The sequence below is a fragment of the Leisingera sp. G5_S3_59_S7 genome, assembly GCF_054968485.1.
Genome location: NZ_JBQKUH010000062.1, coordinates 1 through 24,938 on the forward strand (window position 1 = coordinate 1; position 24,938 = coordinate 24,938).

24 protein-coding genes are annotated in these 24,938 nt (G+C 63.2%); 13 read left to right on the top strand and 11 right to left on the bottom strand.

What is annotated here, in order from left to right:
- Positions 1 to 32: 32 nt before the first annotated feature.
- The 7 genes from ACTRWG_RS19520 to ACTRWG_RS19550 all read right to left on the bottom strand — a co-directional run bounded on the left by ACTRWG_RS19520 (position 33) and on the right by ACTRWG_RS19550 (position 7,001).
- Positions 33 to 803, bottom strand: a complete 771-nt coding sequence (locus ACTRWG_RS19520) for an aldolase/citrate lyase family protein (RefSeq protein WP_027236163.1) — start codon at positions 801 to 803, stop codon at positions 33 to 35.
- Between the two features lie 15 nt (positions 804 to 818).
- Positions 819 to 1,619, bottom strand: a complete 801-nt coding sequence (gene hpaH, locus ACTRWG_RS19525; protein ID WP_027236164.1) for a 2-oxo-hept-4-ene-1,7-dioate hydratase — start codon at positions 1,617 to 1,619, stop codon at positions 819 to 821.
- Positions 1,616 to 2,467 (bottom strand): fumarylacetoacetate hydrolase family protein, encoded by an 852-nt coding sequence (locus ACTRWG_RS19530; protein WP_462829816.1) that lies wholly within the window; start codon positions 2,465 to 2,467, stop codon positions 1,616 to 1,618. The genes hpaH and ACTRWG_RS19530 overlap by 4 nt, the downstream gene beginning before the upstream one ends.
- On the bottom strand, positions 2,467 to 3,879 hold the full coding sequence (locus tag ACTRWG_RS19535; RefSeq protein WP_462829817.1) for a pyridoxal phosphate-dependent decarboxylase family protein: 1,413 nt from the start codon (positions 3,877 to 3,879) through the stop codon (positions 2,467 to 2,469). Before ACTRWG_RS19535 ends, ACTRWG_RS19530 begins: the two co-directional genes overlap by 1 nt.
- 148 nt (positions 3,880 to 4,027) lie before the next feature.
- A complete protein-coding gene (hpaD, locus tag ACTRWG_RS19540) occupies positions 4,028 to 5,008 on the bottom strand; it encodes a 3,4-dihydroxyphenylacetate 2,3-dioxygenase (RefSeq protein WP_462829818.1) in 981 nt (326 codons plus the stop codon).
- A gap of 89 nt (positions 5,009 to 5,097) precedes the next feature.
- Positions 5,098 to 6,609, bottom strand: coding sequence for a 5-carboxymethyl-2-hydroxymuconate semialdehyde dehydrogenase (hpaE, locus tag ACTRWG_RS19545; protein ID WP_462829819.1), 1,512 nt, complete (start codon positions 6,607 to 6,609; stop codon positions 5,098 to 5,100).
- The gene (locus ACTRWG_RS19550; RefSeq protein WP_462829820.1) at positions 6,606 to 7,001 is read right to left on the bottom strand and encodes a 5-carboxymethyl-2-hydroxymuconate Delta-isomerase; all 396 of its coding nucleotides are present in this window, start codon (positions 6,999 to 7,001) and stop codon (positions 6,606 to 6,608) included. Before ACTRWG_RS19550 ends, hpaE begins: the two co-directional genes overlap by 4 nt.
- Before the next feature lie 113 nt (positions 7,002 to 7,114).
- Here ACTRWG_RS19550 and hpaR point away from each other — a divergent pair, with 113 nt between their 5' ends.
- From hpaR to ACTRWG_RS19575, 5 genes are all read left to right on the top strand, one after another.
- Entirely contained in the window at positions 7,115 to 7,555 is a 441-nt protein-coding gene (gene hpaR, locus ACTRWG_RS19555) for a homoprotocatechuate degradation operon regulator HpaR (RefSeq protein ID WP_462829821.1), read from the top strand.
- Positions 7,556 to 7,828: 273 nt separating this feature from the next.
- Complete coding sequence (locus ACTRWG_RS19560; protein WP_462829822.1) at positions 7,829 to 9,079, top strand: sarcosine oxidase subunit beta family protein; 1,251 nt, start codon at positions 7,829 to 7,831, stop codon at positions 9,077 to 9,079.
- 15 nt (positions 9,080 to 9,094) lie between these two features.
- On the top strand, positions 9,095 to 9,382 hold the full coding sequence (locus tag ACTRWG_RS19565) for a sarcosine oxidase subunit delta (RefSeq protein ID WP_027236172.1): 288 nt from the start codon (positions 9,095 to 9,097) through the stop codon (positions 9,380 to 9,382).
- Between the two features lie 26 nt (positions 9,383 to 9,408).
- Positions 9,409 to 12,405 carry a sarcosine oxidase subunit alpha family protein gene (locus ACTRWG_RS19570; protein ID WP_051357861.1) on the top strand — a complete coding sequence of 999 codons (2,997 nt, stop codon included), beginning with the start codon at positions 9,409 to 9,411 and terminating at the stop codon, positions 12,403 to 12,405.
- Positions 12,398 to 12,979, top strand: coding sequence for a sarcosine oxidase subunit gamma (locus ACTRWG_RS19575; RefSeq protein WP_027236174.1), 582 nt, complete (start codon positions 12,398 to 12,400; stop codon positions 12,977 to 12,979). Before ACTRWG_RS19570 ends, ACTRWG_RS19575 begins: the two co-directional genes overlap by 8 nt.
- A 47-nt stretch (positions 12,980 to 13,026) precedes the next feature.
- Here ACTRWG_RS19575 and ACTRWG_RS19580 read toward each other — a convergent pair whose 3' ends face one another.
- The 3 genes from ACTRWG_RS19580 to ACTRWG_RS19590 form a co-directional block, all read right to left on the bottom strand.
- Positions 13,027 to 13,557 (bottom strand): carboxymuconolactone decarboxylase family protein, encoded by a 531-nt coding sequence (locus ACTRWG_RS19580; RefSeq protein WP_027236175.1) that lies wholly within the window; start codon positions 13,555 to 13,557, stop codon positions 13,027 to 13,029.
- A 98-nt stretch (positions 13,558 to 13,655) separates the two neighbouring features.
- Positions 13,656 to 14,660 (bottom strand): GlxA family transcriptional regulator, encoded by a 1,005-nt coding sequence (locus tag ACTRWG_RS19585; RefSeq protein WP_027236176.1) that lies wholly within the window; start codon positions 14,658 to 14,660, stop codon positions 13,656 to 13,658.
- 91 nt (positions 14,661 to 14,751) lie between these two features.
- Positions 14,752 to 16,098 carry an NAD(P)-binding domain-containing protein gene (locus tag ACTRWG_RS19590; protein ID WP_027236177.1) on the bottom strand — a complete coding sequence of 449 codons (1,347 nt, stop codon included), beginning with the start codon at positions 16,096 to 16,098 and terminating at the stop codon, positions 14,752 to 14,754.
- Between the two features lie 163 nt (positions 16,099 to 16,261).
- Here ACTRWG_RS19590 and ACTRWG_RS19595 point away from each other — a divergent pair, with 163 nt between their 5' ends.
- Positions 16,262 to 17,563 (top strand): ABC transporter substrate-binding protein, encoded by a 1,302-nt coding sequence (locus ACTRWG_RS19595; RefSeq protein ID WP_027236178.1) that lies wholly within the window; start codon positions 16,262 to 16,264, stop codon positions 17,561 to 17,563.
- Positions 17,564 to 17,612: 49 nt separating this feature from the next.
- On the opposite strand, the gene ACTRWG_RS19600 is transcribed toward ACTRWG_RS19595, so the two are convergent.
- Positions 17,613 to 18,338, bottom strand: a complete 726-nt coding sequence (locus tag ACTRWG_RS19600) for a FadR/GntR family transcriptional regulator (protein WP_027236179.1) — start codon at positions 18,336 to 18,338, stop codon at positions 17,613 to 17,615.
- Positions 18,339 to 18,808: 470 nt separating this feature from the next.
- Here ACTRWG_RS19600 and ACTRWG_RS19605 point away from each other — a divergent pair, with 470 nt between their 5' ends.
- From ACTRWG_RS19605 to ACTRWG_RS19635, 7 genes are all read left to right on the top strand, one after another.
- Positions 18,809 to 20,098 (top strand): ABC transporter substrate-binding protein, encoded by a 1,290-nt coding sequence (locus ACTRWG_RS19605; protein WP_462829823.1) that lies wholly within the window; start codon positions 18,809 to 18,811, stop codon positions 20,096 to 20,098.
- Between the two features lie 75 nt (positions 20,099 to 20,173).
- A complete protein-coding gene (locus ACTRWG_RS19610) occupies positions 20,174 to 21,043 on the top strand; it encodes a branched-chain amino acid ABC transporter permease (RefSeq protein ID WP_462829824.1) in 870 nt (289 codons plus the stop codon).
- Complete coding sequence (locus tag ACTRWG_RS19615; protein ID WP_462829825.1) at positions 21,036 to 22,016, top strand: branched-chain amino acid ABC transporter permease; 981 nt, start codon at positions 21,036 to 21,038, stop codon at positions 22,014 to 22,016. Before ACTRWG_RS19610 ends, ACTRWG_RS19615 begins: the two co-directional genes overlap by 8 nt.
- Positions 22,013 to 22,780 (top strand): ABC transporter ATP-binding protein, encoded by a 768-nt coding sequence (locus tag ACTRWG_RS19620; RefSeq protein WP_259957558.1) that lies wholly within the window; start codon positions 22,013 to 22,015, stop codon positions 22,778 to 22,780. The genes ACTRWG_RS19615 and ACTRWG_RS19620 overlap by 4 nt, the downstream gene beginning before the upstream one ends.
- Positions 22,770 to 23,477, top strand: a complete 708-nt coding sequence (locus tag ACTRWG_RS19625) for an ABC transporter ATP-binding protein (protein ID WP_027236184.1) — start codon at positions 22,770 to 22,772, stop codon at positions 23,475 to 23,477. The genes ACTRWG_RS19620 and ACTRWG_RS19625 overlap by 11 nt, the downstream gene beginning before the upstream one ends.
- Complete coding sequence (locus ACTRWG_RS19630) at positions 23,428 to 24,036, top strand: hypothetical protein (protein ID WP_036797332.1); 609 nt, start codon at positions 23,428 to 23,430, stop codon at positions 24,034 to 24,036. The genes ACTRWG_RS19625 and ACTRWG_RS19630 overlap by 50 nt, the downstream gene beginning before the upstream one ends.
- 241 nt (positions 24,037 to 24,277) lie before the next feature.
- Positions 24,278 to 24,934 carry a helix-turn-helix domain-containing protein gene (locus ACTRWG_RS19635; protein WP_051357862.1) on the top strand — a complete coding sequence of 219 codons (657 nt, stop codon included), beginning with the start codon at positions 24,278 to 24,280 and terminating at the stop codon, positions 24,932 to 24,934.
- Positions 24,935 to 24,938 lie beyond the last annotated feature (4 nt).

The following is a 24,938-nucleotide window of genomic DNA, read 5'->3' on the forward strand; positions in this document are numbered from 1 at the left end:
AGGGCTTCTTTTTTGCGGCTTGCGCTTGGTGGCTAGACTGCCTTCCACTTGGCAGCGAGATCGCGGGCGTTTCTGGCCAGCACCATCACGTCAATGCCCACCGCCAGGAACTGCGCGCCCATGTCGGCGTAGGCCTGGGTGGCCTCATCGGTGGTGCCGAGTATGCCGGGGGCGGTGCCTGCGGCCTTGATGCGGGTTATGGCATCGGCGATCACCGCACGGACCTCCGGGTGGGCGGAGTTGCCCTGGTGGCCCATGTCGGTGGACAGGTCCGCGGGCCCGATGAAGACGCCGTCGATGCCCTCGACCTGCAGGATCTCGTCCAACGCGGCCATCCCGGCGCGGTTTTCCACCTGCACCAGCAGGCAGACCTCCTGATCGGCGGTCTGGATGTACTCAGAGACCGAGCCGAACATGGTGGCGCGCGCCGCCGTGGCGCCGACCCCGCGCACGCCCTTGGGCGGGTAATGGCAGGCACGGACCAGCTCGCGGGCCTGATCAGCGCTTTCGACAATCGGCACCAGCACTGTCTGCGCGCCCGCATCCAGCACCTGCTTGATCATCCAGGTCTCGCCCACAGGCACCCGCACCACCGGATGGCTGGGAGAGGCCGCCAGCGCCATCAGCTGGTCGCGGATCGAGCGGATGTCGTTGGGCGCATGCTCGCCGTCGATCACCAGCCAGTCAAAGCCGCAGGTGCCCATGATCTCGGCGATCTGGCCTTCGGCAAAGCTCATCCAGCAGCCGATCTGGCGCTCACCCTTGGCAAGGGCCTGCTTGAAAGTGTTCTTGGGCGCGGGCATGGGCGAGGCCTCCTGTCAGGCAAAGTTGATGGATACGGAACCGAAGGGGCCGAAATCAGCGGTGATTTCCGTACCCGGCGGGCATTCTATGGGGCGGATGAAAGAGCCTGACAGCACGATATCCCCGGCCTCGATCTGTTGTCCATATTCCGCCATCCGGCGCGCCAGCCACAGGACCGAGGTGACGGGATCATTCAAGACGCCGGCGCCGAGGCCGGTTTCCTCCACCGTGCCGTTGCGCGCGGCGATGGCACCGGTCCAGCGCAGGTCGTGGGCGTTCGGGGCGTGGCGTTCGGCCCCCAGCACCAGGCCGGCGTTGGCTGCGTTGTCGCTGATGGTGTCGGTGATGATGCGGGGCTGGCCGGTATCCGGGTCAGCACGCAGGATACGGGTGTCGAGGATTTCCAGCGAGGGAGCCACATAGTCTGTTGCGGCCAGAACGTCCGCGCGGGTGCAGTCGGCGCCTGCGAGGGGGGACTTCATGACAAAGGCGATCTCCGCCTCCACCCGCGGCTGGATGAAGCGGCCTGCGGGGACGGTGGCGCCGTTTTCAAATGCCATGTCGTCCAGCAGCACGCCGCTGTCGGGCGTGGTGATGTTCAGCGCCTGCTGCATGGCGCGGCTGGTGAGGCCGATTTTCCAGCCGATTTTCTTGCGGCCGGAGGCCAGTTTTTGCCTGATTAGAGCCTGCTGGACCGCATAGGCATCGTCCAGCGTCATGCCGGGATATGCCAAGGAGAGCAGGCCGCATTGCTGGCCGGTTTGCTCGGCTTTGAACAGCCGGTCAGCGGCGTCTTGATGCTGCTCCGGGGTCATGTCTCATCCTCAACCGTGTTGCGCAGGATGCCGATGCCCTCCACCTCGACCTCGACTACGTCGCCGGGGACCAGGTATTTTGGCGGGTCGAAGCGGGCGCCGGCACCAGTGGGGGTGCCGGTGATGATAACGTCGCCCGGCTGCAGGGTGGTGAAGGTGGAGATATAGGCGATCTCCTCGCGGACCGGGAACATCATCCGGCTGAGGGTGTCATCCTGACGGACCTCTCCGTTCACGCGGGTGAGGATACGGGCCTCATCCAGCTGGGCGGCGTTGGTGAAGGGCACCAACCACGGGCCGATGGCGCCGGAGTTGTCCCAGTTCTTGCCTTGCGTGACGTTGAATTTGGCGTGGCGCACCCAGTCGCGGATGGTGCCCTCATTCGCCAGTGTTAGAGCCGCTATGTGATCATAGGCGTCTTCCGGTTTGATGCGGCGGCCCGGTTTGCCGATCACCACTGCGACCTCGCCCTCGTAATCCAGCGTGTGGTTTTCCGGCGGGCGGATCAACGGGCGCCCGGCGCCGGTGAAGGAGCGCGGGAAGCGGGGGAACAGGGACATGTGTTTGGGCTGGGCAGAGCCGTCTTTGTACTCCGCGTTGCGGTCCGGGAAGTTGACACCGACACAGATGATTTTCTCCGGGTTGGGGATCGGGATCTCATAGGTGAAATCGGTGTGGGTGACGGGCTTGCCCTCGGCGGCCTTTGCCAGTGCGGGCAGGCCATCCGCCGCGATCACATCGCGCATCGTGGGCCAGTCGGGGAACTGCGGCGACAGGGCGATCATGCCCGCATTTGTCACCGCGCCATAGAAGGTTTCGCCGTCGGCGGAGTAGGTGGCAAAGCGCATCAGGTCAGGCTCCTTGCGATTTCGGTGATGACATCGAAGGCCATCATCACGTCCGCTTCGGTGGTCTCGAACTGGCCCGCCTGGAAGCGGATCACCAGCTGACCGTCGAGGCGGGTCTGGGTCAGGTAGATGCGGCCGTCGTCGTTGATCGCATTGACCAGCCGCAGGTTGAGATCGTCCAGATCCTTGGCGCCTTCGGGCGCGTATCGGAAGGACCAGAGCGACCACATTGGCGGGGTGGTGATCTCAAAATCAGGCTCTGACTTGAGCTTTTCGTGAAGCTGGGTCGACCAGTTGATGTGGTTGCGCAGGCGCTGGCGCAGGCCCTCAAGTCCGTAGGTGCGGATCAGGAACCAGATCTTGAGCGCGCGGAAGCGGCGGCCCAGCGGCACCGACCATTCGGAATAGTTGATGATGCCGTCATGGCCGTGGGTCTTGAGGTACTCCGGGCTGATGGCGAGGGTCTGGACCAGATCATCCGGGCTCTTCAGGAAATGGGCGGAGCAGTCGAACTGCACGCCAAGCCATTTGTGCGGGTTGAAGACGATGCTGTCGGCGCGCTCCACTCCCGGCCAGTAGTGCCGGTATTCGGGGCAGATCATGGCGGAGCCGGCCCAGGCCGCGTCCACATGGGTATAGAGACCGTATTTTTCGGCCACATCCAGCACCTTGTCGACCGGGTCTGTGGCGCCAACGCCGGTGCCGCCGACGCAGAGAATCACGCCGGCGGGCTGACGGCCAGCGGCGAGGTCGGCCTGAATGGCCGCCTCCAGCGCGTCCGGGTCCATGCCGCGCCAGTCGCCCTTGATGGGGATGCGGATCAGGTTCTGCTGGCCGATGCCTGCAACCCAGATGGCGCGGTCGATGGAGGTGTGGACCTCGGAGGAACAGTAGATGCGCAGGGCCTTCTGGCCGAACAGGCCCTGGCTGTTGCCCTGCCAGTTCAGCGCCTTTTCCCGCATTGTCAGGACGGCAGCGAGGGTGGCGGAGGAGGCGGAGTCCTGGATCACGCCCTGGAACTGCTCCGGCAGGTCCAGCGCCTGGCGCAGCCAGTCCATCATCCGCGTTTCCATCTCTGTCGCCGCGGGGGAGGTCTGCCACAACATGCATTGCGGCGCGATGGCGGCGGTCAGGAATTCGGCCAGCACCGAGGGCGCGGCGGCGTTGGAGGTGAAATAGGCAAAGAAGCGCGGGTGCTGCCAATGGGTGATGCCGGGCATCACGATGTCCTCGAAATCGCGGAATATCGCCTCCATCCCTTCACCGTCCTCAGGCGGGGTTTGCGGCAGGGCGTTCAGCACCTCGCCGGGCTCGGACTTGGCCCGCACCGGGCGGTCGCCGACGGTCAGGTGGTAGTCCTGCGTCCAGTCGGCCACCCTGCGGCCCCATTCGGAGAATTCATCCCATTTCATCTTTTCATACTCTCAATGGACGCGGGGCGGTCCTCAATTTCCATATCTCCTGCCCGGCGGAACCGCCGGGCCGCGCCTGCCTGCCCCCCGGCAGGCGCGTTCGCGCCCGCCCGGGCAGCCGCGCCTCTCAGCTATGATACTGCGAGGTTCAAGGTGCGATAATCGGCTGGGCGTTCAAAGCGCTGGGTATCGCAGTGGCGCCTTCAAACACCGAGCCTTCCTCGAACCAGCTGCGCGGGGCCGGGGCGCCCCAGAGGGTCTGGCGCTGCGGGTCGGTGAGCGACCATTTTATCGGTTCCAGGTCCGGATCGACGGTCTGGTAATCGGAGCAATAGATCTCAATCCGGTGGCCGTCGGGGTCGCGCACATAAAGGAAGAAGGCGTTGGAGATGCCGTGGCGTCCGGGGCCGCGCTCGATGTTGTCCACGTAGCCGGTGGTCGACATCAGGTCCAGGAGGTCGATGATGTTCAAAGGGTTCGGCACCCAGAAGGCGGTGTGGTGCAGGCGGGGGCCAAGGCCGTTGGTGAAGGCCACATCATGCACGCCGCCCTTGCGGTGCATCCAGGCGGCCCAGATCTTGCCGCTGTCGTCATCCTCGGTGAACTCAGTCACGCGGAATCCCATATCGTTGTAGAACGCGACGGAGGCATCCACGTCCGCCGAGAACATGTTGAAATGGTCGATGCGCAGCGGTTTCACCCCGTTGTAGAGCCTGTATTTCTGGTGGATCGGCTCCAGCCGGTCCATTTTCACATAGAACTCCAAGGGGATGCCCCAGGGGTCGCGGGTGCGCAACGTGCGGTCCATGTGGGGGCGGTCGACCCATTCCACCGGCAGGCCCTTGGAGGCGAAGAACTCCGCCGCCCTGTCCAGGTCCGGCTCGTCATAGAGCTTGAAGCCGAGGACACCGACCGAGGCGGTGTCCGCCTTGACCAGCACGATGCAATGGTGGCCGCGTTCCTCCATCGCGCGCAAGTAGATGCGGCTGTCGTCCTCATGCGTCACTTGCAGGCCGAGGGTGTCCACGTAGAAGGCACGGGAGGCGGCGAGGTCTGTGACGCGGTATTCCACATGGCTGAGCCGCACGATGTTGAAGGGCGGGTAGAGGTTCGGGGCGGGGACAGGCATGGTTTGAACCTTTCATTTGAGGCCCGGGCGGGAGCGAGGGGCCGGCCCCTCACGCTCCCCGGGATATTTTGAGCCGGATGAAGAGCGGATCAGGCGCCAAGGCGCGGGATTTTGTGGTGGCCCAGGGCAAAGCCGATGTGTTTCTGTTCCATATAGAACTCGAAGCTCCAGTCGCCGCCGTCGCGGCCGATGCCGCTGGACTTGACCCCGCCAAATGGCGTGGGCAGGTGGCGGACGTTTTCCGAATTCACCCAGATCATCCCGGCCTCGAGCTGGTTGGTGAAGCGCAGGGCGCGGGTGAGGTCATTGGTCCAGACATAGCCGGTGAGGCCGTACTGCGTGCCGTTGGCCAGTGCCAGAGCCTCATCTTCGTCCTTGAAGCGGATGGATGTGAGGACCGGGCCGAAGATTTCCTCCTGCGCGATGGTCATATCGTTGGTGGCATTTGTGAACAGCGTTGGACGGACGAACCAGCCCTTGTCGCCCGCGCGGGTGCCGCCGGCGGCGATAGTGGCGCCGTCCTGTTTGGCAGTCTCGAAGTAGGAGGTGACCTTGTCGAAATGCACCTTGTGGATCAGCGGGCCGACCTCGGTGGCCGGATCCAGAGGGTGGCCGACCTTGATGCTGTTGACGCGTTCGATCAGCTTCGCCTCGAATTCGTCAGCGATGCTGTCCTGCACCAGGAGGCGCGAGGAGGAGGTGCAGCGCTCGCCATTGAGCGAGTAGATCATGAAGATCGCGGCATCGAGCGCGCGGTCGAGGTCGGCGTCGTCAAAAACCACCACCGGGTTCTTGCCGCCCAGTTCGAAATGCACGCGCTTCAGGGTGTCTGCGCCCTGTTTCATGATCATTGAGCCGGTTTTGGACTCGCCGACAAAGGCGATGGCTTTGATTTCGGGATGTTCGGTGAGCGACTTGCCCGCGTCCTCGCCAAAGCCGTTGACCAGGTTCCAGACGCCCGGCGGCAGGCCTGCCTCATGGGCGATTTCGGCCAGGATGCGGGCGGTGAGGGGGGAGAATTCGGCAGGCTTGTGGACCACGGTGCAGCCGGCGGCCAGCGCGGGCGCGATCTTCCAGGTGGACAGCATGAAGGGCGTGTTCCACGGGGTGATGACGCCGACCGGGCCGATCGGGACGCGGGTGGTCACGTTCATCAGCGTCGGCGATTGCAGCTGCTGGCCGTCGCGGGCGGAGGTGGCCTTGTCGGCGAAGAAGCGGAAGTTTTCGGCGCCGCGCAGCGCCGCCTTGGACATGAAGCGCAGGGCCTGGCCGGTGTCCCAGCATTCGCACAGCGCGATTTCCTCGGCGCGTTCGACGATCAGGCCGGCGATGCGGTGCAGGATCTTTTTGCGCTCCAGCGCAGGCATATCGCGCCAGGCGGGGAAGGCCTCCCTGGCGGCCTGAGCGGCGGCGCCGATGTCCTCGGCACTTCCCTTGGCAACCGAGCAGATCACGCTTTCATCCACCGGCGAGGACGTCTCAAACGTGGCGCCGGAGGCGGCGGGGCGGCTTTCGCCGTTGATCAGGTTCAGGATGCCGTCCGTGCGGAAGCGGGCCAAGTGGCGGTTCAGCGTTTCGGTGTTGGTGGCCAGATCGCTCATGACGGGTCCGCCTTTTGCATATGGTCGCGGATGGTGCCGCATTTCGGGGAAAGCTCCGGGTCGATGTCGCGCATCTCCAGCGAGAGCGCGATGGAGTGCTGCTGCAGGGCCGGCTCCAGGAACGCCCGGGCCGCGTCGAACACCGCCTGGGCGGTGCGTTTGCGGGTGTCGAGATCGCGGCCGGCCCGCAGCCGCACCGAAATATCGACATAGCCGTGCCGGTCATCGCCATCGGCAATCGAAACGTGATTGGCCGCAAAGGCCCGCACCCGGATGCCTGCCAGCGGGAAAACGCCGGTGGCCGCTGCCGTCTGCCGCAAGTGGCGGCACAGCGCGGCAATATCAGTGCGGTCCTCCATGTTGGGGGAATAGTCCAGCGTGATGTGCGGCATATCCAGCGTCCTCCTGAAATGCTTAACATGTTTAGCAAATGGAAGGTCGCTGGTCAAGCAGAAGAAATTCAAGCAGCAATTGCGTTTAGCCTGAAGCGGGGTGATAATCGCCTATGACCAAGATGATGCCGGCCACCGACCGTTCGCTGCCAATAGCTCTGCTCCGGGCGCGGGAACGTGTGATGGGTCCGATCCGGGCGCTGCTGAGCGGGGCCGGTCTGACCGAGCAGCAGTGGCGGGTGCTGCGGGTGGTGCAGGAGGACGGGCCGATTGACCCGACCCAGATTGCCGACAAGGCCTGCCTGCTGCTGCCAAGCCTGACGCGGATCCTGCAGAAGCTGGAGGAGAAGCAGCTGATCAGCCGCGCGCGCGACAAGGAGGACCGCCGCCGCCAGGTGGTGCGCATCGCGCCTGCGGGCGCGAAGGTCATCGCCGACAACATTGAGGCGAGTCTGGAGCTGATGAACCGCACCCGGGCCAAGATGGGAGCAGAGCGCTATGAGGCGCTTTTGGACCTTTTGAACGAACTGGACCAGATCGACCTGTCAAAGTGAGTCGTTTCTGCCGCATTTGGCGCGGATGCCGGATTGGGTGACGCAAACCGGGCGGCATCTGTGGGTTCGGCAGCTTCGCGGGGGAAGTGCGATTATTTCTTTCAAATCAGCGAATTGATGTATTTTTTGCCTGACTGTCGTCGAAAATGGGCTGCCGGAGCTGAATGGGCGAACTGACGCTGATGACGCAAATGGCGCGTCCGGTGTCCGAAATCCCCCTGTGAGGTGACGCATTTCTCACTCAATCTGCCGGGGACAGTTGATGAGGACATCATGCGGTACTCCGGCCTGAAAGTGATCAAGGAGGCCCTGACGGGCCACAAGGGATGGCGCCCGACCTGGCGCGATCCGGAACCCAAAAAAAGCTACGATGTGGTGATCATCGGCGGCGGCGGGCATGGGCTGGCGACGGCCTATTACCTGGCCAAGAACCATGGGCTAACCAATGTCGCGGTGATCGAGAAGGGCTGGATCGGCGGCGGCAACGTGGGCCGCAACACCACCATTATCCGCTCCAACTACCTGCTGGACGGCAATGAACCGTTTTATGAGCTGTCGCTGAAACTGTGGGAAGGGCTGGAGCAGGACTTCAACTACAACGCCATGGTCAGCCAGCGCGGCATTCTGAACCTGGTGCATACGGACGCGCAGCGTGATGCGGCGCGGCGGCGGGGCAATGCGATGATCCTGAACGGCTCGGATGCGGAGCTGCTGGACACCGAGGGCGTCCGTGAGATGTATCCGTTCCTGAACTTCAACAACGCGCGCTTTCCGATCAAGGGCGGGCTGCTGCACCGCCGCGGCGGCACCGTGCGCCATGATGCGGTGGCCTGGGGCTATGCCCGCGGTGCCGACCTGCGCGGCGTGGACATCATCCAGAATTGCGAAGTCACCGGCTTCAAGATCGAGAACGGCAAATGCCTGGGTGTGGAAACCACCAAGGGCTTCATCGGTGCCAACAAGGTGGCGAGCTGCGTGGCCGGCTCCTCCAGCCGGGTGATGGAGAAGGCGGGGATGCGCCTGCCGATCGAAAGCCATGTGCTGCAGGCCTTTGTGTCCGAGGGGCTGAAGCCGGTGCTGGACGGGGTGATCACCTTTGGTGCGGGCCATTTCTACTGCAGCCAGTCGGACAAGGGCGGTCTGGTCTTTGGCGGCGATCTGGACATGTACAACTCCTATGCGCAGCGCGGCAATTTGCCGGTGGTCGAGGACGTGATGGAAGGTGGCATGGCCCTGATCCCGGCGCTGGGCCGGGTGCGGATGCTGCGCAGCTGGGGCGGCATCATGGACATGTCGATGGACGGCTCCCCCTTCATCGACAAGACCCATATCGACGGCCTCTATTTCAATGGCGGCTGGTGCTACGGCGGGTTCAAGGCGACCCCGGCATCGGGCTGGTGCTATGCGCATCTGCTGGCGACCGACACGCCGCATAGGGTGGCCACGGCCTACCGGCTCGACCGGTTCCGCCGCGGCTGCATGATTGATGAAAAGGGCCAGGGCGCCCAGCCGAACCTGCACTGAGGAAAGGAGCACACGATGATTATCACCCATCCGATCCTCGGGCCGCGGGATTCACAGGAGTTCACCTATCTGGGCGACGCAAGCCTGATCGACCGGCCGGACTGGCAGGCCGCGGACGCAGCGGATCAGTTTCACGATTACCTGTACCTGCGCGACAACCCGGCGGGCGAGCACCGCGAGCTGTGGTTCCACGAGCAGGGCGACCGGTCCTGGCTGGTGGTGACCCGCAACACCGTGACCCATGAAATCCTGAATGTCGAACTGGCCCGTGATGTGGCCCGGGCAAGGGGGCGCAGCAAATGACTGACGCAGTGATCAATGCCGGTGCCATGGCGTTCCGCGCTGATGGCAGCAATGGCGCCCGCAAGGGTGTTCAAGCGAACCGTCTGGACGGGGGGCTGATCAACGGCGCCAAGAAGCTGGGCTTCACCTTTGATGGCAAGCGCTACCAGGGGTTTGAGGGCGACACGCTGGCCTCAGCGCTGCTGGCCAACGGCGTGCGGCTGATGGGCCGGTCGTTCAAGTACCACCGTCCGCGGGGCGTGCTGACCTCCGGCTCGGAAGAGCCGAACGCGCTGGTTGAGCTGCGCAGCGGCGGGCGGCAGGAGCCGAACACCCGCGCCACCGTGGCGGAGCTGTATGACGGGCTGGAAGCGAACTCGCAAAACCGCTGGCCGTCGCTGAAGCATGACTTCATGGCGATCAATGACCGGTTCTCAAACTTCCTGACCGCGGGATTTTATTACAAGACCTTCATGTGGCCTGCGGCGTTCTGGGAGAAGCTGTACGAGCCGATTATCCGCAAGGCGGCGGGTCTGGGCAGCATCAGTTTCGAGGCCGATCCGGATGCCTATGACAAGGGGTTCCTGCATTGCGACCTGCTGGTGATCGGGTCTGGCCCCACCGGTTTGATGGCGGCGCTGACCGCTGGCCGGGCCGGGGCGCAGGTGATCATTGCCGATGAGGACTTTCTGCTGGGCGGGCGCCTGAATGCCGAGAGTTTTGGTGTCGGGGATCTGACCGGTTCCGCCTGGGTGGCGCAGGTGCAGGCCGAGCTGGCCGCGATGCCGAACGTGCGGGTGATGCCGCGCACCACCATCATCGGCGCCTTTGATCACGGCATCTATGGCGCGGTGGAGCGGGTAGCGGATCACGTGCTGGCACCGGAAGCGGGCAAGCCGCGGCAGATCCTGTGGCGGATCTATTCCAAGCGGGCGATGCTGGCGGCGGGGGCCACCGAGCGTCCGATTGCGTTTGAGAACAACGACCGTCCGGGCGTGATGCTGGCGGGTGCGGTGCGCGCCTATGCCAACCGCTGGGCGGTGACGCCGGACCAGACGGTTGCGGTTTTCACCAACAACGACGACGGCCACCGCACCGCGGCGGACCTGATCGCTAAGGGCGTGAAGGTCACGGCGGTGATAGACACCCGCGCGGATGCGCCTAAGGTCGAAGGCGCGGAGCTGCTTGCCGGTGCCCAGGTGATCGACACCAAAGGCCGGCTGGGTCTGGAATGGGCGCAGGTGCGCCTGGCAAACGGCTCCACCCGCGACGTGCCTTGCGGGGCGCTGGCGGTGTCCGGCGGCTGGAACCCTAATGTGCATCTGACCTGCCACCAGCGCGGCCGCCCGGCCTGGCGCGAGGATATTGCCGCCTTTGTCCCCGCAGGCGAGCTGCCGCAGAATATGTCTGTGGCGGGTGCCGCCAATGGCGATTTCTCCACCGCTGCCGCGCTGCGGGCCGGTGCCGAGGGCGCTGTGGCCGCGCTGTCGGAGCTGGGGATCGAGGCGAAAGCCGCAGATCTGCCCGAGGCCGAGGATGCCCCGGTCAACGTGACACCCTTCTGGTATGTGAAGGAAGGCAAGGGCCGCGCTTGGCTGGATCAGCAGAACGATGTGACCGTCAAAGACGTGAAACTGGCGCATCAGGAGAACTTCCGCTCTGTCGAGCACCTGAAGCGCTACACCACCCTGGGCATGGCGACCGATCAGGGCAAGACCTCCAACATGGGCGGTTTGGCGATCATGGCCGAACTGGCGGGCAAGCAAATCCCCGAGGTCGGCACCACCATGTTCCGCCCGCCTTATACGCCAGTGTCCTTTGGGGTGATGGCAGGCCGGTCTGTGGGTGAGGAATTCCGCCCCACCCGCAAAACCCCGAGCCATAAATGGGCCGAGGAACAGGGCGCGGTGTTTGTCGAGGTGGGCCAGTGGCTGCGCGCGCAGTGGTTCCCCAAGGCGGGCGAAACCCATTGGCGCCAGTCGGTGGACCGCGAGGTGCTGCAGACCCGCAATTCTGTCGGCGTCTGCGACGTGACCACGCTGGGCAAGATCGACGTGCAGGGCAAGGATGCCGCCGCGTTTCTGAACAAGATGTACGCCAACGCCTTTGCCAAGCTGCCGGTGGGCAAGGTCCGCTATGGCCTTATGCTGCGCGAGGACGGCATTGCCTATGACGACGGCACCGCCGCGCGCTTTGCCGAGGATCATTTCGTGGTGACCACCACCACCGCCAACGCAGTTCTGGTCTACCGCAACATGGAATTTGCGCGCCAGTGCCTGTTCCCTGATATGGATGTGCAGCTGATCTCGACCACCGAGGCCTGGGCGCAGTTCGCGGTGGCGGGTCCGAATGCCCGCAAGCTGTTGCAAAAGGTCGTGGACCCTGAGTTCGACATCTCGAACGAGGCGTTCCCCTTCATGGGCTGCGGTGAAATCACTGTGGCGGGCGGCTGCCGGGCGCGGCTGTTCCGGATCTCCTTCTCGGGCGAGCTGGCCTATGAGATCGCGGTTCCGACCCGCTATGGCGATGCGATGATCCGCAAGCTGATGGAGGCGGGCGAGGAGTTCGGCGCGGTTCCCTATGGCACCGAGGCGCTGGGCGTCATGCGGATCGAAAAGGGCCATGCGGCCGGCAATGAGCTGAACGGGACAACTTCGGCGCTGAACCTTGGCATGGGCCGGATGGTCAGCAAGAAGAAGGACTGCATCGGCAACGTGTTGAGTGAGCGCGAAGGGATGAACCAGGAGGATGCACTGAAGCTGGTTGGGTTCAAGCCGGTGGATTCAAATGCCACTGTCTATGCCGGCGCGCATTTGATGAACTCTGATGGCGAGGTCAGTGCGGCCACCGATCAGGGTTATATCACTTCGGCGGCCTATTCGCCGGTGCTGAAATCCTCGATCGGGATCGGCTTCCTGAAGAACGGCGATGCCCGCAAAGGCGAGGTCATCCGTGCGGTCAATCCGCTGGAAGGGCACGAGACCCAGGTCGAAGTCGTCAGCGCGCATTTTGTGGATCCGGAAGGGGAGCGTCTCCGTGGGTAAGTTTGATAATCATGGTCTGAAAGCCATCTCTCCGCTGGGCGGGCATGAACCGCGGGCGGACACTTTCACCGGGCTGCTGATCCGTGAAGTCACCGACCGGGCGCTGGCCTCTTTGGCGATACGCCAGGGGCAGGCGGAAGCGGTGAACGCCGCGGCCGCCTCGTATCTGGGCGGTCCCCTGCCGGAGCCTGCCAGCTGGAGCGCGGCAGGGGAGTTTGCCGCCTGGTGGATGGGCCCGGATCTGTGGATGGTCTCTGCGCCGCATGACAGCCACGAACTGCTGGCGGCTGATCTGAAGCAGGCGGTGGGCGAGGCTGGATCGGTGGTGGAGCAGACCGATGGCTGGTGCTGTTTCGGCTTGGAAGGCGTGCGCTGTTTTGATGTGCTGGAACGGCTGTGCAACGCCAATGTCCGCGCGGGCAAAGCGGGCGATGCGACCCGCACCTCGATGGAGCATCTGGGTGTTTTCCTGCTGTGCCATGAACCGGGCCAGAGATATTCGATCATCGGCCCGCGGTCGTCGGCGGCATCGCTGCATCATGCGCTGGTGGCGGCGGCCAAGTCGGTGATCTGATCGCCGCGAGAAAGACGAAACGCCGCGCATAGTCTGCGCGGCGTTTTTTATCGGCTTGCAGTAAGGCGCCGCATCACCGACAGGTCGCAGGCTGTCGCATGGCCCATTGCGCGCTTGATGCCTGGCAGCATCGCAGCCCCGTTCATGGCAAAAGACAGCTCAATCAGACCGGCATCGCCGTAGGTGCCGGTTACTGCGCTGCGGGCTTCTGGGTCGTCCTCGCGCCGGGCGGTGACCGCGTCGGCCAGCCGGACAACTGGGGCAAGTTCCGGCGGCAGGGTCTGGAAATCTGCCCTGAGGACGTCGTTGATAAGTTCCTCATCCAACCCGCCGGCCCGCGCCAGATTGATCTCGACCTCAACGCAGGTGCCGCAGTCTGCGGCAAGTGCGCCGCGCAGGCGGGCAGCGTGGTAGGCGGCAGCCGGAACGTGGCGGTTGGGATCAAGAAACCCGAAAATCCTGTTGTAACGCGACAGCAGGGAAAAATTCGTCCGCGCGATGTGGCGGACATAATCCAGGCTTGCGCCAATCCGCTTTTCCGCGCGGCGGATAAAAAATGTGGCAACTGCGGTCAGCATCACCGTGTCCTCTCAAAACAGGTTGCACCTATAGGGAGAGTTTAGCGGCTGCCGAGGACCCTGGCCCGGGGAATTGCGCCGCAACTGCCCCGAATGCGTCAGGCAGAGGGGATCGGCCGGTTGTCCTGGACCCGGAACAGGTTCACCTTGCGGCGTTCCTCCTGCGGGGTGACGCCGAAGCTGTCGCGGTAGTGCTGCGACAGGGTGGAGGAGGTGGCGTAGCCAACCGCATTTGCAATCGAAGTGATCGAGTCGCGGGAGTACATCACCAGCTGCCGCGCCGCGTTCATCCGCAGGGTACGGTAATAGATCGCGGGGCTTTGGCCGGTGGCGGCCTTGAAGCTGCGTTCCAGCTGGCGCGGCGAGACGCCGATTTCGCTGGCCGCATCGCGGATCGACACCGGGTGCTCCAGGTTGTCGGCAAACAGTTCAACCGCTTTGGCGACCGGCGGCGGCAGGCTGTCGGCGGTGCTGTCGGTCTTGAAGGCAGGGATCTTCTGGCGCACGCCCTCGGCCCGGACCATCGGGTGCTGGAACCAGCAGGCGACTTCGGTCATCACCGCGTCGCCCAGGGCCTGTTCAATAAGTTTCAGAGACAGGTCGAACATCGCCGCGGCGCCGCTGGCGGTAAAGCGGCGGCGGTCGAGGACAATCACGTCGTCGACGGTGGCCAGCGACGGGAATTCGGCGGAAAACGCGGCCTTGTAGCACCAGTGCACCGAGCAGCTGTGGCCGTCCAGCAGGCCGGAGCGGGCCAGCGGGAACACGCCGCCGGAGACCGCGCCCATTTCGGTGCCATGGCGGGCGAGGTGGCGCAGCTTGCCGTTGGAGCCCTTGGGATCTTCGAATTTGCCTTGCGGGCTGGACAGCAGGAACAGGGTGTCGATGTCCTCAGTCTGGTCCAGGGAGCAGTCGGGCTGGAACGCCACATTGGCGGAGGCGTTCACGCTGGCACCGGTTTCGGAGATCAGCTTCCATCGGAAAGTTTCGGTGCCGGCAATTTCATTTGCCGCGCGCAGGGGTTCGATGGCCGACGTCAGGCAGGCCATTGGAAAGCCGGGAAAAATCAGAAAACCGAGGGTCATGGTGTTGTCGCGCTGCATGGGGTTGATCTTAGCTTGCGAAGAGGGATTCGCACAGCAGCGAAAGGGTGCCCGCACCGTACAGGAAGGGAAACGGCGCGGGCGCATCTGCTTAGTTCTGCAGATATGCTTCCAGCGAGTCGTCCAGGGCGTCCTTCCACGGGGTGTGGTGCACGGGCGCCATGGTGCCGGTGATGACCGATTTGTAGGAGTTATTGCGGAAGGCCATGATGTCCTTGGCCTTGTGGCCCTTCCACTCATAGAAGGCCTGGCAGGCGCCGGCCACGTCGAAGGTCGGGTAGTCGGTCTCCTCAATCAGCTCCAGCACATAGTCGCCCTGGTATTTGATCGCGTATTTGACGTCGTCCGAGGCTTCTTCGCGCTCTTCGCGTTCCTTGACGTCGGCCAGCAGGGTGTCCTTGTCGGCGGGGATTTCGATCTTGCCCATGATCGCGTCGCGGACCCACCAGGCCTGGGCGTCGAACATGTTGAAGGTGAACCACTGATCCTGCATGCCCAGATAGAACATCTTGGGGTTATGCACATAGACCACGCCCTTATACAGGTCGGCGGCGGCCAGGCGGTTGGCGGTCTTCAGGCGCAGATCGTCCGGCAGGAAGTTGAAATAGTGCTTGTAGCCGGTGCAGAGGATGATCGCGTCGACCTGCTTCTGGGTGCCGTCGACGAAGGTGGCGGTGTTGCCGCTGACCGATTCCAGCGCCGGTTTCTCTTCCCAGTTGTCCGGCCATTTGAAGCCCATCGGCGCCGAGCGGTAGGAGGAGGTGATGGACTTGCAGCCGTATTTCCAGCACTGGGAGCCGATGTCTTCGGCGGAGTAGGAGGCGCCGAGGATCAGGATGTCCTTGTCCTTGAACTCGCGTGCGTCGCGGAAGTCGTGGGCGTGCAGCACGCGGCCGTTGAAGGTGTCGAAACCGGGGTAGAACGGCACGTTCGGGGTCGAGAAATGGCCGGAGGCGCAGATCACGTGGTCGAAGTCTTCCTTGTAGGTGCTGTCCTTGGAGTGGTCGTGCACGGTGACGGTGAAGTTGCCCGCGTCCTCGTTGTATTCGACCCAGCGGATGGCGGAGTTGAAGCGGATCCACTTGCGCACGCCGGCCTTCTTCACGCGGCCTTCGATATAGTCGAACAGAACCGCGCGCGGCGGGTAGGAGGCGATCTGCTTGCCGAAATGCTCCTCAAACGAATAGTCGGCAAATTCGAGGCCTTCCTTGGGGCCGTTTGACCACAGGTAGCGGTACATCGAGCAGTGCACCGGCTCGCCGTTTTCATCCAGGCCGGTGCGCCAGGTGTAGTTCCACAGCCCGCCCCAGTCGTCCTGCTTTTCAAAGCAGACGATCTCCGGAATCTCTTCGCCCTTGTTGGCGGCGGATTGGAATGCGCGGAGCTGGGCCAGGCCGGAGGGGCCGGCGCCGATGATGGCGATTCTCTTCTTGGTCATGTGGCTCTCCCATTGGTATAGACCAATATGTCTGTTTGGTTCTTTTGGTCTGATCCAATAAGGTCCAAAATTGCACCGCCGAGTCAACATATTTTCACGGAGGGAATAGTATTTTTCCCGGATTGGACTGGCAGGGCGGAGAATTATCGTTAGGATTCAGAACATGAAGACGACGAGTTTTGCACACCAGCTGGCCGCCCGCGCGGCGCTGCCCCGGCTGTCGGTGGGAATGACAGAATCAGTGAATATCGGTTTTCTGGGACCGCTTTCGGGGCAGGCCGAGAGCTGGGGGCTGCCCGGGCTGAACGGCTGCCGGATCTGGGAGGACGGTCTGAACAAGGCCGGCGGGCTGCTGATCGGCGGCCGCCGCTACCCGATCCGCATCCACTCATATGACTGCGGCCATGACCCCGAACGCTCCCTGGAGGGCGCGGTGGAGCTGGTGCAGAAGCACAACGTCAAACTGATGCTGATGCTGGGCGGGGACACGTTTGCGGCGGTGCGCGACTTTCTGATGCGCAACAAGGTGCTGACATCGACCCTGCTGCCAACCGATCTGTCGCCGGACACGCCTTATCTGATTGCGCCCAGCGAGGCGCATCCGATCCAGAATGTGACGGGGGTGGCCTGGCTGGCGGAAAACCGGCCGGAGCTGAAGACGGTTGCGCTGTGCAGCCAGGCCGATCTGCTGGGGCTGCCTGCGCAGGCAGTCTACCGCGCGGCGTTCAAGGCGGCGGACAAGCAGATCCTGCGGGAAGTGCAGTATGATCCGGAAACCAGCGATCCGGGGCCGGTGGTGGATCCGATGCTGGAGAGCGGCGCCGATATCCTGTGCTGGTGCTCGTCTTATGCGCCGATGGTGCATGCGATGACGGAATATGCCTATGCCAAGGGGTTCACGGGGCAGATCATCAGCTGCACCATGGATGGCTATGACCAGCTGGTGGAGAAGACCTCAGCCGAATTCATGGAAGGGGTGGTGTTCCAGTTCCCGGACTTCGACGATCCGATGCTGCGGGAGAAGGCGTTTTTCTTCAACCGCCCGCATGTGTTTTTTGAGGAGTACAACCGCCGCTTCCCCGGCAGCTGGTCGGCGGTGAGCTGGGAGTATGTGGCGATCCTGGATATCTGGCACAGCGCGGTGGAGAAGGCGGGCTCGGTCGAGCCGCCGTCGGTGCTGGCGGCGATGAAGCAGCTGGGGCATGTCACCCACGCCTTTGGCCATGCGGACTGGTGGGGCGAGGATATTTTCGGCATTTCCAATGCCTTGGTTGGCGATTGGCCGGTGGTCACCATCCAGGACGGCAAGGCGCGGATTGCCGGGTTCAGATCAATCCCGGCCTGGCTGTCGCAGCATTCCAATCTGTTGAAGGCAGAGATGGAGGCGCTGGGGCAGCTATGGCACCAGCGTCTGGAAAGCGGCGCGCCGGGAAGCCGGGTTGGCTCGCGCGCAGTGCAAGGCTGACGGTGCAGGCCTGATAGCGGGGGTCCCGCGGGGCAGGTCCAGCGCGGGATCAGATCTCCTGCAGCAGCAGCTTCTGCTCGTCGATCAGGTGCAGCTTGATGAATTCCACCGCGGATTCCACATCGCGTGAGGCGATGGCGTTGAACAGCGTGTTATAGCGTTTCTGGTAGTCCTGAATCCGCTGCGGCGTCAGGTGGCGGCGGCGCAGGGCGGTGCGGTAGGACAGGCGGCAGGCCTCGATCGTCAGCTCGTAGCAGGAGTGCAGCAGCGGGTTTCCGGTGCCCTCGGCAATCTTGCGGTAGAGGTCTTCCTCCGCCTCGATAAAGTCGCCGGGATCGGTGCGCACGGCCTCAACACGCGACAGGATCTCGTCCAGCTCCTCGATCTGGCGGGGGGTCATATTGATGACAGCCAGGCGGATCAGCTCAGGCTCCAGGATGCCGCGCACCACCAGGTGGTCCAGCGGCGACACTTCCTTGGCCAGCGACGAGTAGGAGGCCTCGGGCTTGGGGTCGGAGCGGTATTTGACAAAGCTGCCGGAGCCGGGGCGGCGGTGGATCACGTTCTGGCCGGCCAGCACATCCAGTGCTTCGCGCACCGTGTTGCGGGCCACCCCCAGTTCCGAGGCCAGCGTCCGTTCGGACGGCAGCCGGGTGTCGACCGGGTAGGTGCCCGCCTTGATGCGGGCAAACAGGGTGTCGATCACCACCTGAACGGTGGCCCCCACGGAATGGGTGGTCAGGATTTGCGAGGTCGTCTCTTCCGCTGAGCTCATATCTGTTTTCCGGGCCGGACGAGCGGGAGAATCCCCTGCTCCTGATCTCTGTGCCAAGGTGCAAATACCGGTTTTGGCGGCCGGTGTGCAACCGTCTGGCACAACTGTAACTGGCACCGAGACTAGCGGCTCCTGCGCCGGACGGCAAGAAATCAGAGAAAATTGGTTCTTAAATTGGTTGTTCGGCGGGATTATTAAGATGAGCTGTAAGGTAATGTTTTGATGCCGTTTTTGACGCTGTATTTGCCGGAAATACATGCCTGTGGTTCTATTTTGGTGCCTTTTGTGCGCCGAAAGTGAAAGAAAATTTCTTGGAGGTGAACCATCTCGCTGCTAGCCTTGGTCCAGGATGGGTCCAATTTCGGGAAACTGGTTCAGTCCCGCCGGACCGGCATCAGGAGCCCCGCAGCGGCCCCATCCCGAAGAACACACCGCCGCAAAAACAGGCGGGTCCAACATGGGAGATGAAAATGATTTCCAAGATCGTGAAATCGGGGCTGACCCGGAGGACGTTCCTCAAGTCGACAGCGGTCACCGCGATGAGCGCCGGGCTGCCGGGCGCATCGCTGGCGGCGGGCAATACCATCAGGATCGGCTTTCTGGCGCCGCTGACCGGCGCGGTTGCGGCCTGGGGCAAGCCGGGGCTGGACGGCTGCCAGATCTGGGCTGAGCGGGTCAACGCCGCGGGCGGTATCAAGCTGAGTGACGGCAGTTACAGTGTCGAGTTCGTCTCCTACGACAATGAATACGACCCGGCCAAGGCGCGCACCGGGGCGACCAAGCTGATCCGCGAGGACGGGGTCAGCTTCATCATGATGCTGGGCGGCGACACCTGGCCCGGCGTGCAGCCGGTGGCGGACAAGACGGGGATGCTGTTTTCGACCCTGCTGCCGTCCGACCTGTCGCCGGACACCAATACGCTGATTGCGCCGGCCGAGGTGCATCCGATCTATAACGTGACCGGGGTCGAGTGGCTGGCAGAGAACAAGCCGGAGCTGAAAACCGCGGTGATGTGCGCCCAGGACGATGCGCTGGGGCTGCCCTCGGTCGCGACTTATCTGGCGGCGTTTGAGGCGGCGGGCATCAAGATGCTGGACGCGCCGCTGCTGTTTGACCCGGCCACCACCGATTTTGCGCCGGTAGTGACCCGGCTGATCAGCAAAGACCCGGATATCGTCTGCCTGGATACCTGCTACAGCGACTATGTGCATCCGATTACCGAGCAGCTGTTCCAGCAGGGGTTCAAGGGGCAGATCATTTCCTGCACCGCGGATTTCTATGACCAGATGATCGCCAAGACCTCCGAGGAATTCATGGAAGGCTTTGTCTTCCAGTTCCCGGATTTCGACGATCCGGCGCTGAACGGCGACAACATCAACTTCACCGACCCGAACGGATTTTATGCCGAGTTCAACAGGCGGCACCCGGGCCAGTGGGGCGCGGTAAGCTGGGAATATGCCTCGATCATGGATCTGTGGAAGGCGGCCGCCGAGAAAGCCGGATCGGCCAGCCCGGATGCGGTGGCAGCTGCGATGAAAGAGGGCAAGGGCAAGCATGCCTTTGGCGATGCGGACTGGTGGGGCACTGAGCTGTTTGGCATCGACAACGCGCTGGTGGGCGATTGGCCGGTGGTGGCCATTGAAGGCGGCAAGGCCCGGATCAAGGACTTCCGCTCCATCCCCGACTGGTACGCAAGACACGGCGATCTGCTGGTCAAGCATATGAAGGCCTATGACCAGATGTGGGATCAGCGCAGCTGACCTGCAAGCCGGGCCATCAGGCGGTGCGAGGCCTGTCCCCGCACCGCGAAAGCGACTGAATAAAGAGACAATCCGATGCTGGACCTTTTGGCGCAGACCGGCCTCAACGCCGTGTATGCTGCGAGCTATATTTCCCTTGTTGCTGTGGGGCTTGTGCTGATCTTTGGTGTCATGGGCGTGATCAATTTTGCCCATGGCGAACTGTTCATGGCGGGTGCCTATTCGATTGTGGCACTCTATGCCGGCCTGAATGTGCCGTTCTTTCTGGCTGTGGCAGCGGGCCTTCTGTTTGTGGGCTGCCTGGGCCTTTTGATGGAAAGGGCGCTGTTCCGGCCCTTGAAAGACAACCCCTTGGGCGGGCTGGTCGCCTCGATCGGGTTTCTGATGATCCTGCAGGCGCTGGCGGTGATGGGGTTCGGCGTGCGGATGGTGCATATCCCGCCGGTGACGCAGGAGGTGATTGCGTTTTCCGAAAAGGTGCGGCTGCCGGTGGCACGGCTGTATGTGATCATTGCCGCCATCGTGCTGCTGTCGGCGCTTTGGTACTTTTTGAAGCGGACCAAATTCGGCTGGGCCTTGCGCGCCTCGGCGCAGGATCCTGAGGCGGCAGCCCTGCAGGGGATTTCAATCACCCAGACCGCGCGCATCGCCATGTTCATCGGTGCAGGGCTGGCGGGGATTGCGGGCGCACTGACGGCGCCGCTGGTTTCGGTCAACCCGCATATGGGCCATTCGGTGATCGTCACTGCGTTCATTGTCATCATCGTCGGCGGGGTCGGTTCGCTGGAGGGGGCCATCGTCGCCTCGGTCGCCTATGCGCTGGTGCATACCTTTGTGACTACCTTCTGGGACGGCGTTCTGGCCGACATCGTGGGTCTGTCGCTGATGCTGGTTGTGCTGATCGTCAAGCCAACCGGATTGTTCGGGAGTGCGGACCGTGCCTAAGTTCCTGATCTGGATCGCGGTGCTGGCCGCGCTGGTTGCCCTGCCGCATGGTCTCAGCTTCTCGCAGCAGGAAATACTGGTGTTCCTGACCATCAATGTGCTGCTGGTGGCCAGCTACCGGCTGCTGACGCTGACCGGTGAATGGTCGCTGGCCCATGTGGTGATCATGGGGGTGGGGGCGTATTCCTCGGCGCTTCTGACCAAGAAGCTGGGCGTGTATGTGCCGGTTTCGATGCTGCTGGGCGGTGTCATTGCGGCGCTGATTGCGGTGCTGCTGTCGTTCCCGCTGTTCCGGATGAAGGGGTTCTACTTTCTGATCGGATCGTTTGCCGCGGGCGAGATTATCCGCCTGCTGTGGAAGCGGTTCCGCGATCCCTTTGGCGGCGCCAAGGGCATCAAGGGGATCGACCCGATGCCGGACTTCTCAATCGGGTTCTATCAGTTCGATTTCTTCGAGCCGACGTCATACTATTATTTCGCCGGTGTCATCGTTGCCTTCTGCCTGTGGATTCTGTGGCGGATCGAGAAATCGCCCGTCGGCCTCACCTTCCACGCGGTGCATTGGCAGGACAAGCTGGCGCAGGCATCTGGCGTGAACGTGCGGGCCTACCGGACGCTGGCCTTTGCCATTGCGTCGGGCTTTGCCGGGATCTCCGGCGCGCTGCTGGCGCATTATGTGGGCACCATCAATCCCAATGCGTTTGATATCGACCTGATGGTCTTTGTGCTGACCTGGGCGATTGTCGGCGGTACCGCTACTTTTTACGGGCCGATCCTGGGCTGCGTGGTGCTGACCGTGATCAACGAGGTTGTTCTGCGAGAGCTTGGGCTCGAGCAGATGCGGCCGCTGATCTATGGCGCCATCATGATCCTGTCGATCCTGTTCCTGCCCAATGGCTTGGAAAGCATCGTGCAGAAATTCACCAAAAGACGCGCCGCTGAAGGCGCGCCGGAACGGAGCCCGGCAGAATGACCGATTTTCTCGAAGTCAAAGACCTGACCATGCGGTTTGGCGGCCTGACGGCGGTGGACGGCCTGTCGTTCAAGGTGGCGCATGGCTCCATCCACGGTCTGATCGGGCCCAACGGGGCTGGGAAGACCACGACGTTCAACATGATCTCGGGCTTCTACAAGCCAAGCGAGGGGCAGGTGCTGCTGCGGGGCGAGGATATCTCCGGACTGCAGATGCATGAGGTGGCCCGGCGCGGGGTGGTGCGGACCTTCCAGCACTCGACCCTGTTTGCGGAGCTGACGGTTCTGGAGAATGCGCTGGTCGGCACTCACATGCCGTTCCGGCCCAATATCTTTGCCGCGATCATCGGCTGGGACCGGGAGGACCGCAGCGGGGCCAAGGCGCGGGCGAAGGAGGCGCTGGAGTTCTTTGGCCTCGATCATGTGATGCAGGAACGGGCCGGCGATCTGAGCCATGGGCATCAGCGGGCGCTGGGGATGGCGGTGGCCTATGCCAGCCATCCGGATGTGATCCTGCTGGACGAGCCCTTTACCGGAATGAATCCGGAAGAGACGCGGCAGATGATGGACCTGATGGAGCGGCTTAAGGCGGACGGCATCACCATTCTGATCGTCGAGCACGACATGCAGGCGATCATGGGCCTGTGCGACACCATCACCTGCATGAGTTTTGGCAAGTTTCTGGCCGAGGGCGGACCGCAGGAGATACGCAACCATCCGGCGGTGATCGAGGCCTATCTGGGAGGCGCGCGCCATGTTGCTTGAGATGAAGAACGTCGCCGTCAATTACGGCAAGATCAACGCGATCCGGAACATCTCGGTTGCGGTGCCGGAGGGCAAGATCGTCACCATCATCGGCGGCAACGGCGCGGGCAAGACCACCACGCTGCGGGCAATGTCCGGGATGCTGCCAATCACCGCGGGGGAGATCACGTTCGAAGGCAAGCGGATCGACCATCTGCCTGCGCATAAGGTGGTGGCAAACGGTATCGCCCATGTCCCGGAAGGGCGGCGGATCTTTCCGGATATGACGGTGGAGGAGAACCTGCGCACCGGGGCGTTCCTGCGCAAGGACAGGGAAGCAATTGAGGCGGATCTGGAGGATGTCTTTGAACGCTTCCCGCGCCTGCGAGAGCGGCGCACCCAGATGGCCAAAACCATGTCTGGCGGTGAGCAGCAGATGCTGGCCATAGGCCGCGCGCTGATGTCCAAGCCGCGGCTGCTGCTGATGGATGAGCCCTCGATGGGGCTGGCGCCGGTGATTGTCGAGGAGATCGCCCGGATCGTCGAAGAGATCAACGCCAACGGGCTGTCGGTGGTGCTGGTCGAGCAGAATGCCGAGCTGGCGCTGGAGCTGGCCGATTACGCCTATGTCCTGGAAACCGGAAATGCAGCAATGGAGGGTCCTGCAGATGAGCTTCACGGAAACGAACACGTCCGCGCCGCGTATCTGGGGCTTTAAGCCGGATGCGGAAATGCGGGCGGCGCGCGAGGCGGGCTGGTCGCGGGCCGATCTGGCCTGGGAACGGCTGATGGAGCGGGCGCTGGCAGCAGCCGCGCAGGGGCGTGTCCGTCCGGCGGTGCGCCTGTTCCGGCTGGCGGATCTGCTGGCGCGGATTGCCTTTCCTGCGGCGGATCTGCGCCGGGCCACGGCGCCTGCCAATCTGGCGGCGCTGCAATTCCGGCGCGGTGCGCTGGAGGAGGCAGAAGGGTTGCAGGCCCGCGCCCTGCGGATCTGGGCCGGAGCGGCAGAGCAGGTAGAGGCGATGCAGATCGCGCCGCGCAGCCGGTCGTCGCTGTTTCACCTGCGGATGGAGGCGCTGCACCGCGAGACCTTTCATGCCAATCTGAAAACCCGCGTGGGCCTGATTGCAGGGGAAGCCGGGGAAACGCTGCGCAACCTGACCTCGGGCCGGGCGGCATTGCACCGGCACGCCAGCCGCTGGCGCGGCGAGAAGCCCGCGGTGTTTGACGGCACCCGCAAGGTGCTGGGGGCCTGCCTGCTGCTGCTGGATGCGTGAGCGCAGGCTCAGTGCTGTCAAGGCGGGGGAGAGCCCGGGCTGACTGGCCCGGGTTTTTTGTTTGTCGCCCTGCGGGCCGGTGCTGCGGAGCAACTAGTTTCTTTCCCCAGCCGGTAAGGGGTTGGGAAAAAGTGGTAATGGCAGTAAAATAATTTTCGCGGGATTTCTTGCGCCTGGAAAAGTTTTTGCGTATCGCGCCGCTGCGCGCTTGTCAGAGGCCGTCAATAAGGAAGATAACACAGTGGCTAAACCTAAAGACGATACCGACGCAGTGGCAAATAACCTTTCTCAAGATCCGCATCGTGTCCGCGAGGGCTCGGAAAAAGTCCTGGAGGTGGCGATCGGCCGCGAAGTGCGGTCATTCCGGCGTCAGCAGGGCATCACAGTGGCGGATCTGGCCAATCTGACCGGACTGTCGATTGGCATGCTGTCGAAGATTGAGAACGGCAACACCTCGCCGTCGCTGACCACGCTGCAGCTGCTGGCCAATGCGCTGAGCGTGCCGATCACGTCGTTCTTCCGCCGCTTTGAGGAAACCCGCGAGGCGGTGCATACGAAGGCGGGGGAAGGTGCGGAAATGGAGCGCGCGGGCACCCGGGCCGGGCATCAGTATCAGCTGCTCGGCCACCTCGGCGCCAATGCCTCCGGCGTGATGGTTGAACCCTATATTATCACCCTGACTGAAGAGTCGGATGTCTTCCCGACCTTCCAGCATGACGGTATCGAGATGCTGTATATGCTGGAAGGCGAGGTGGATTACCGGCACGGCGACAAGGTGTTTGCGCTGAAGCCTGGCGATACGCTGTTTTTTGACGCCGACGCGCCGCATGGGCCGGAGGAGCTGGTCAAGCTGCCTGCGCGTTACCTGTCGATCATTTCCTACCCGCAGTCGAGCTGAGGCG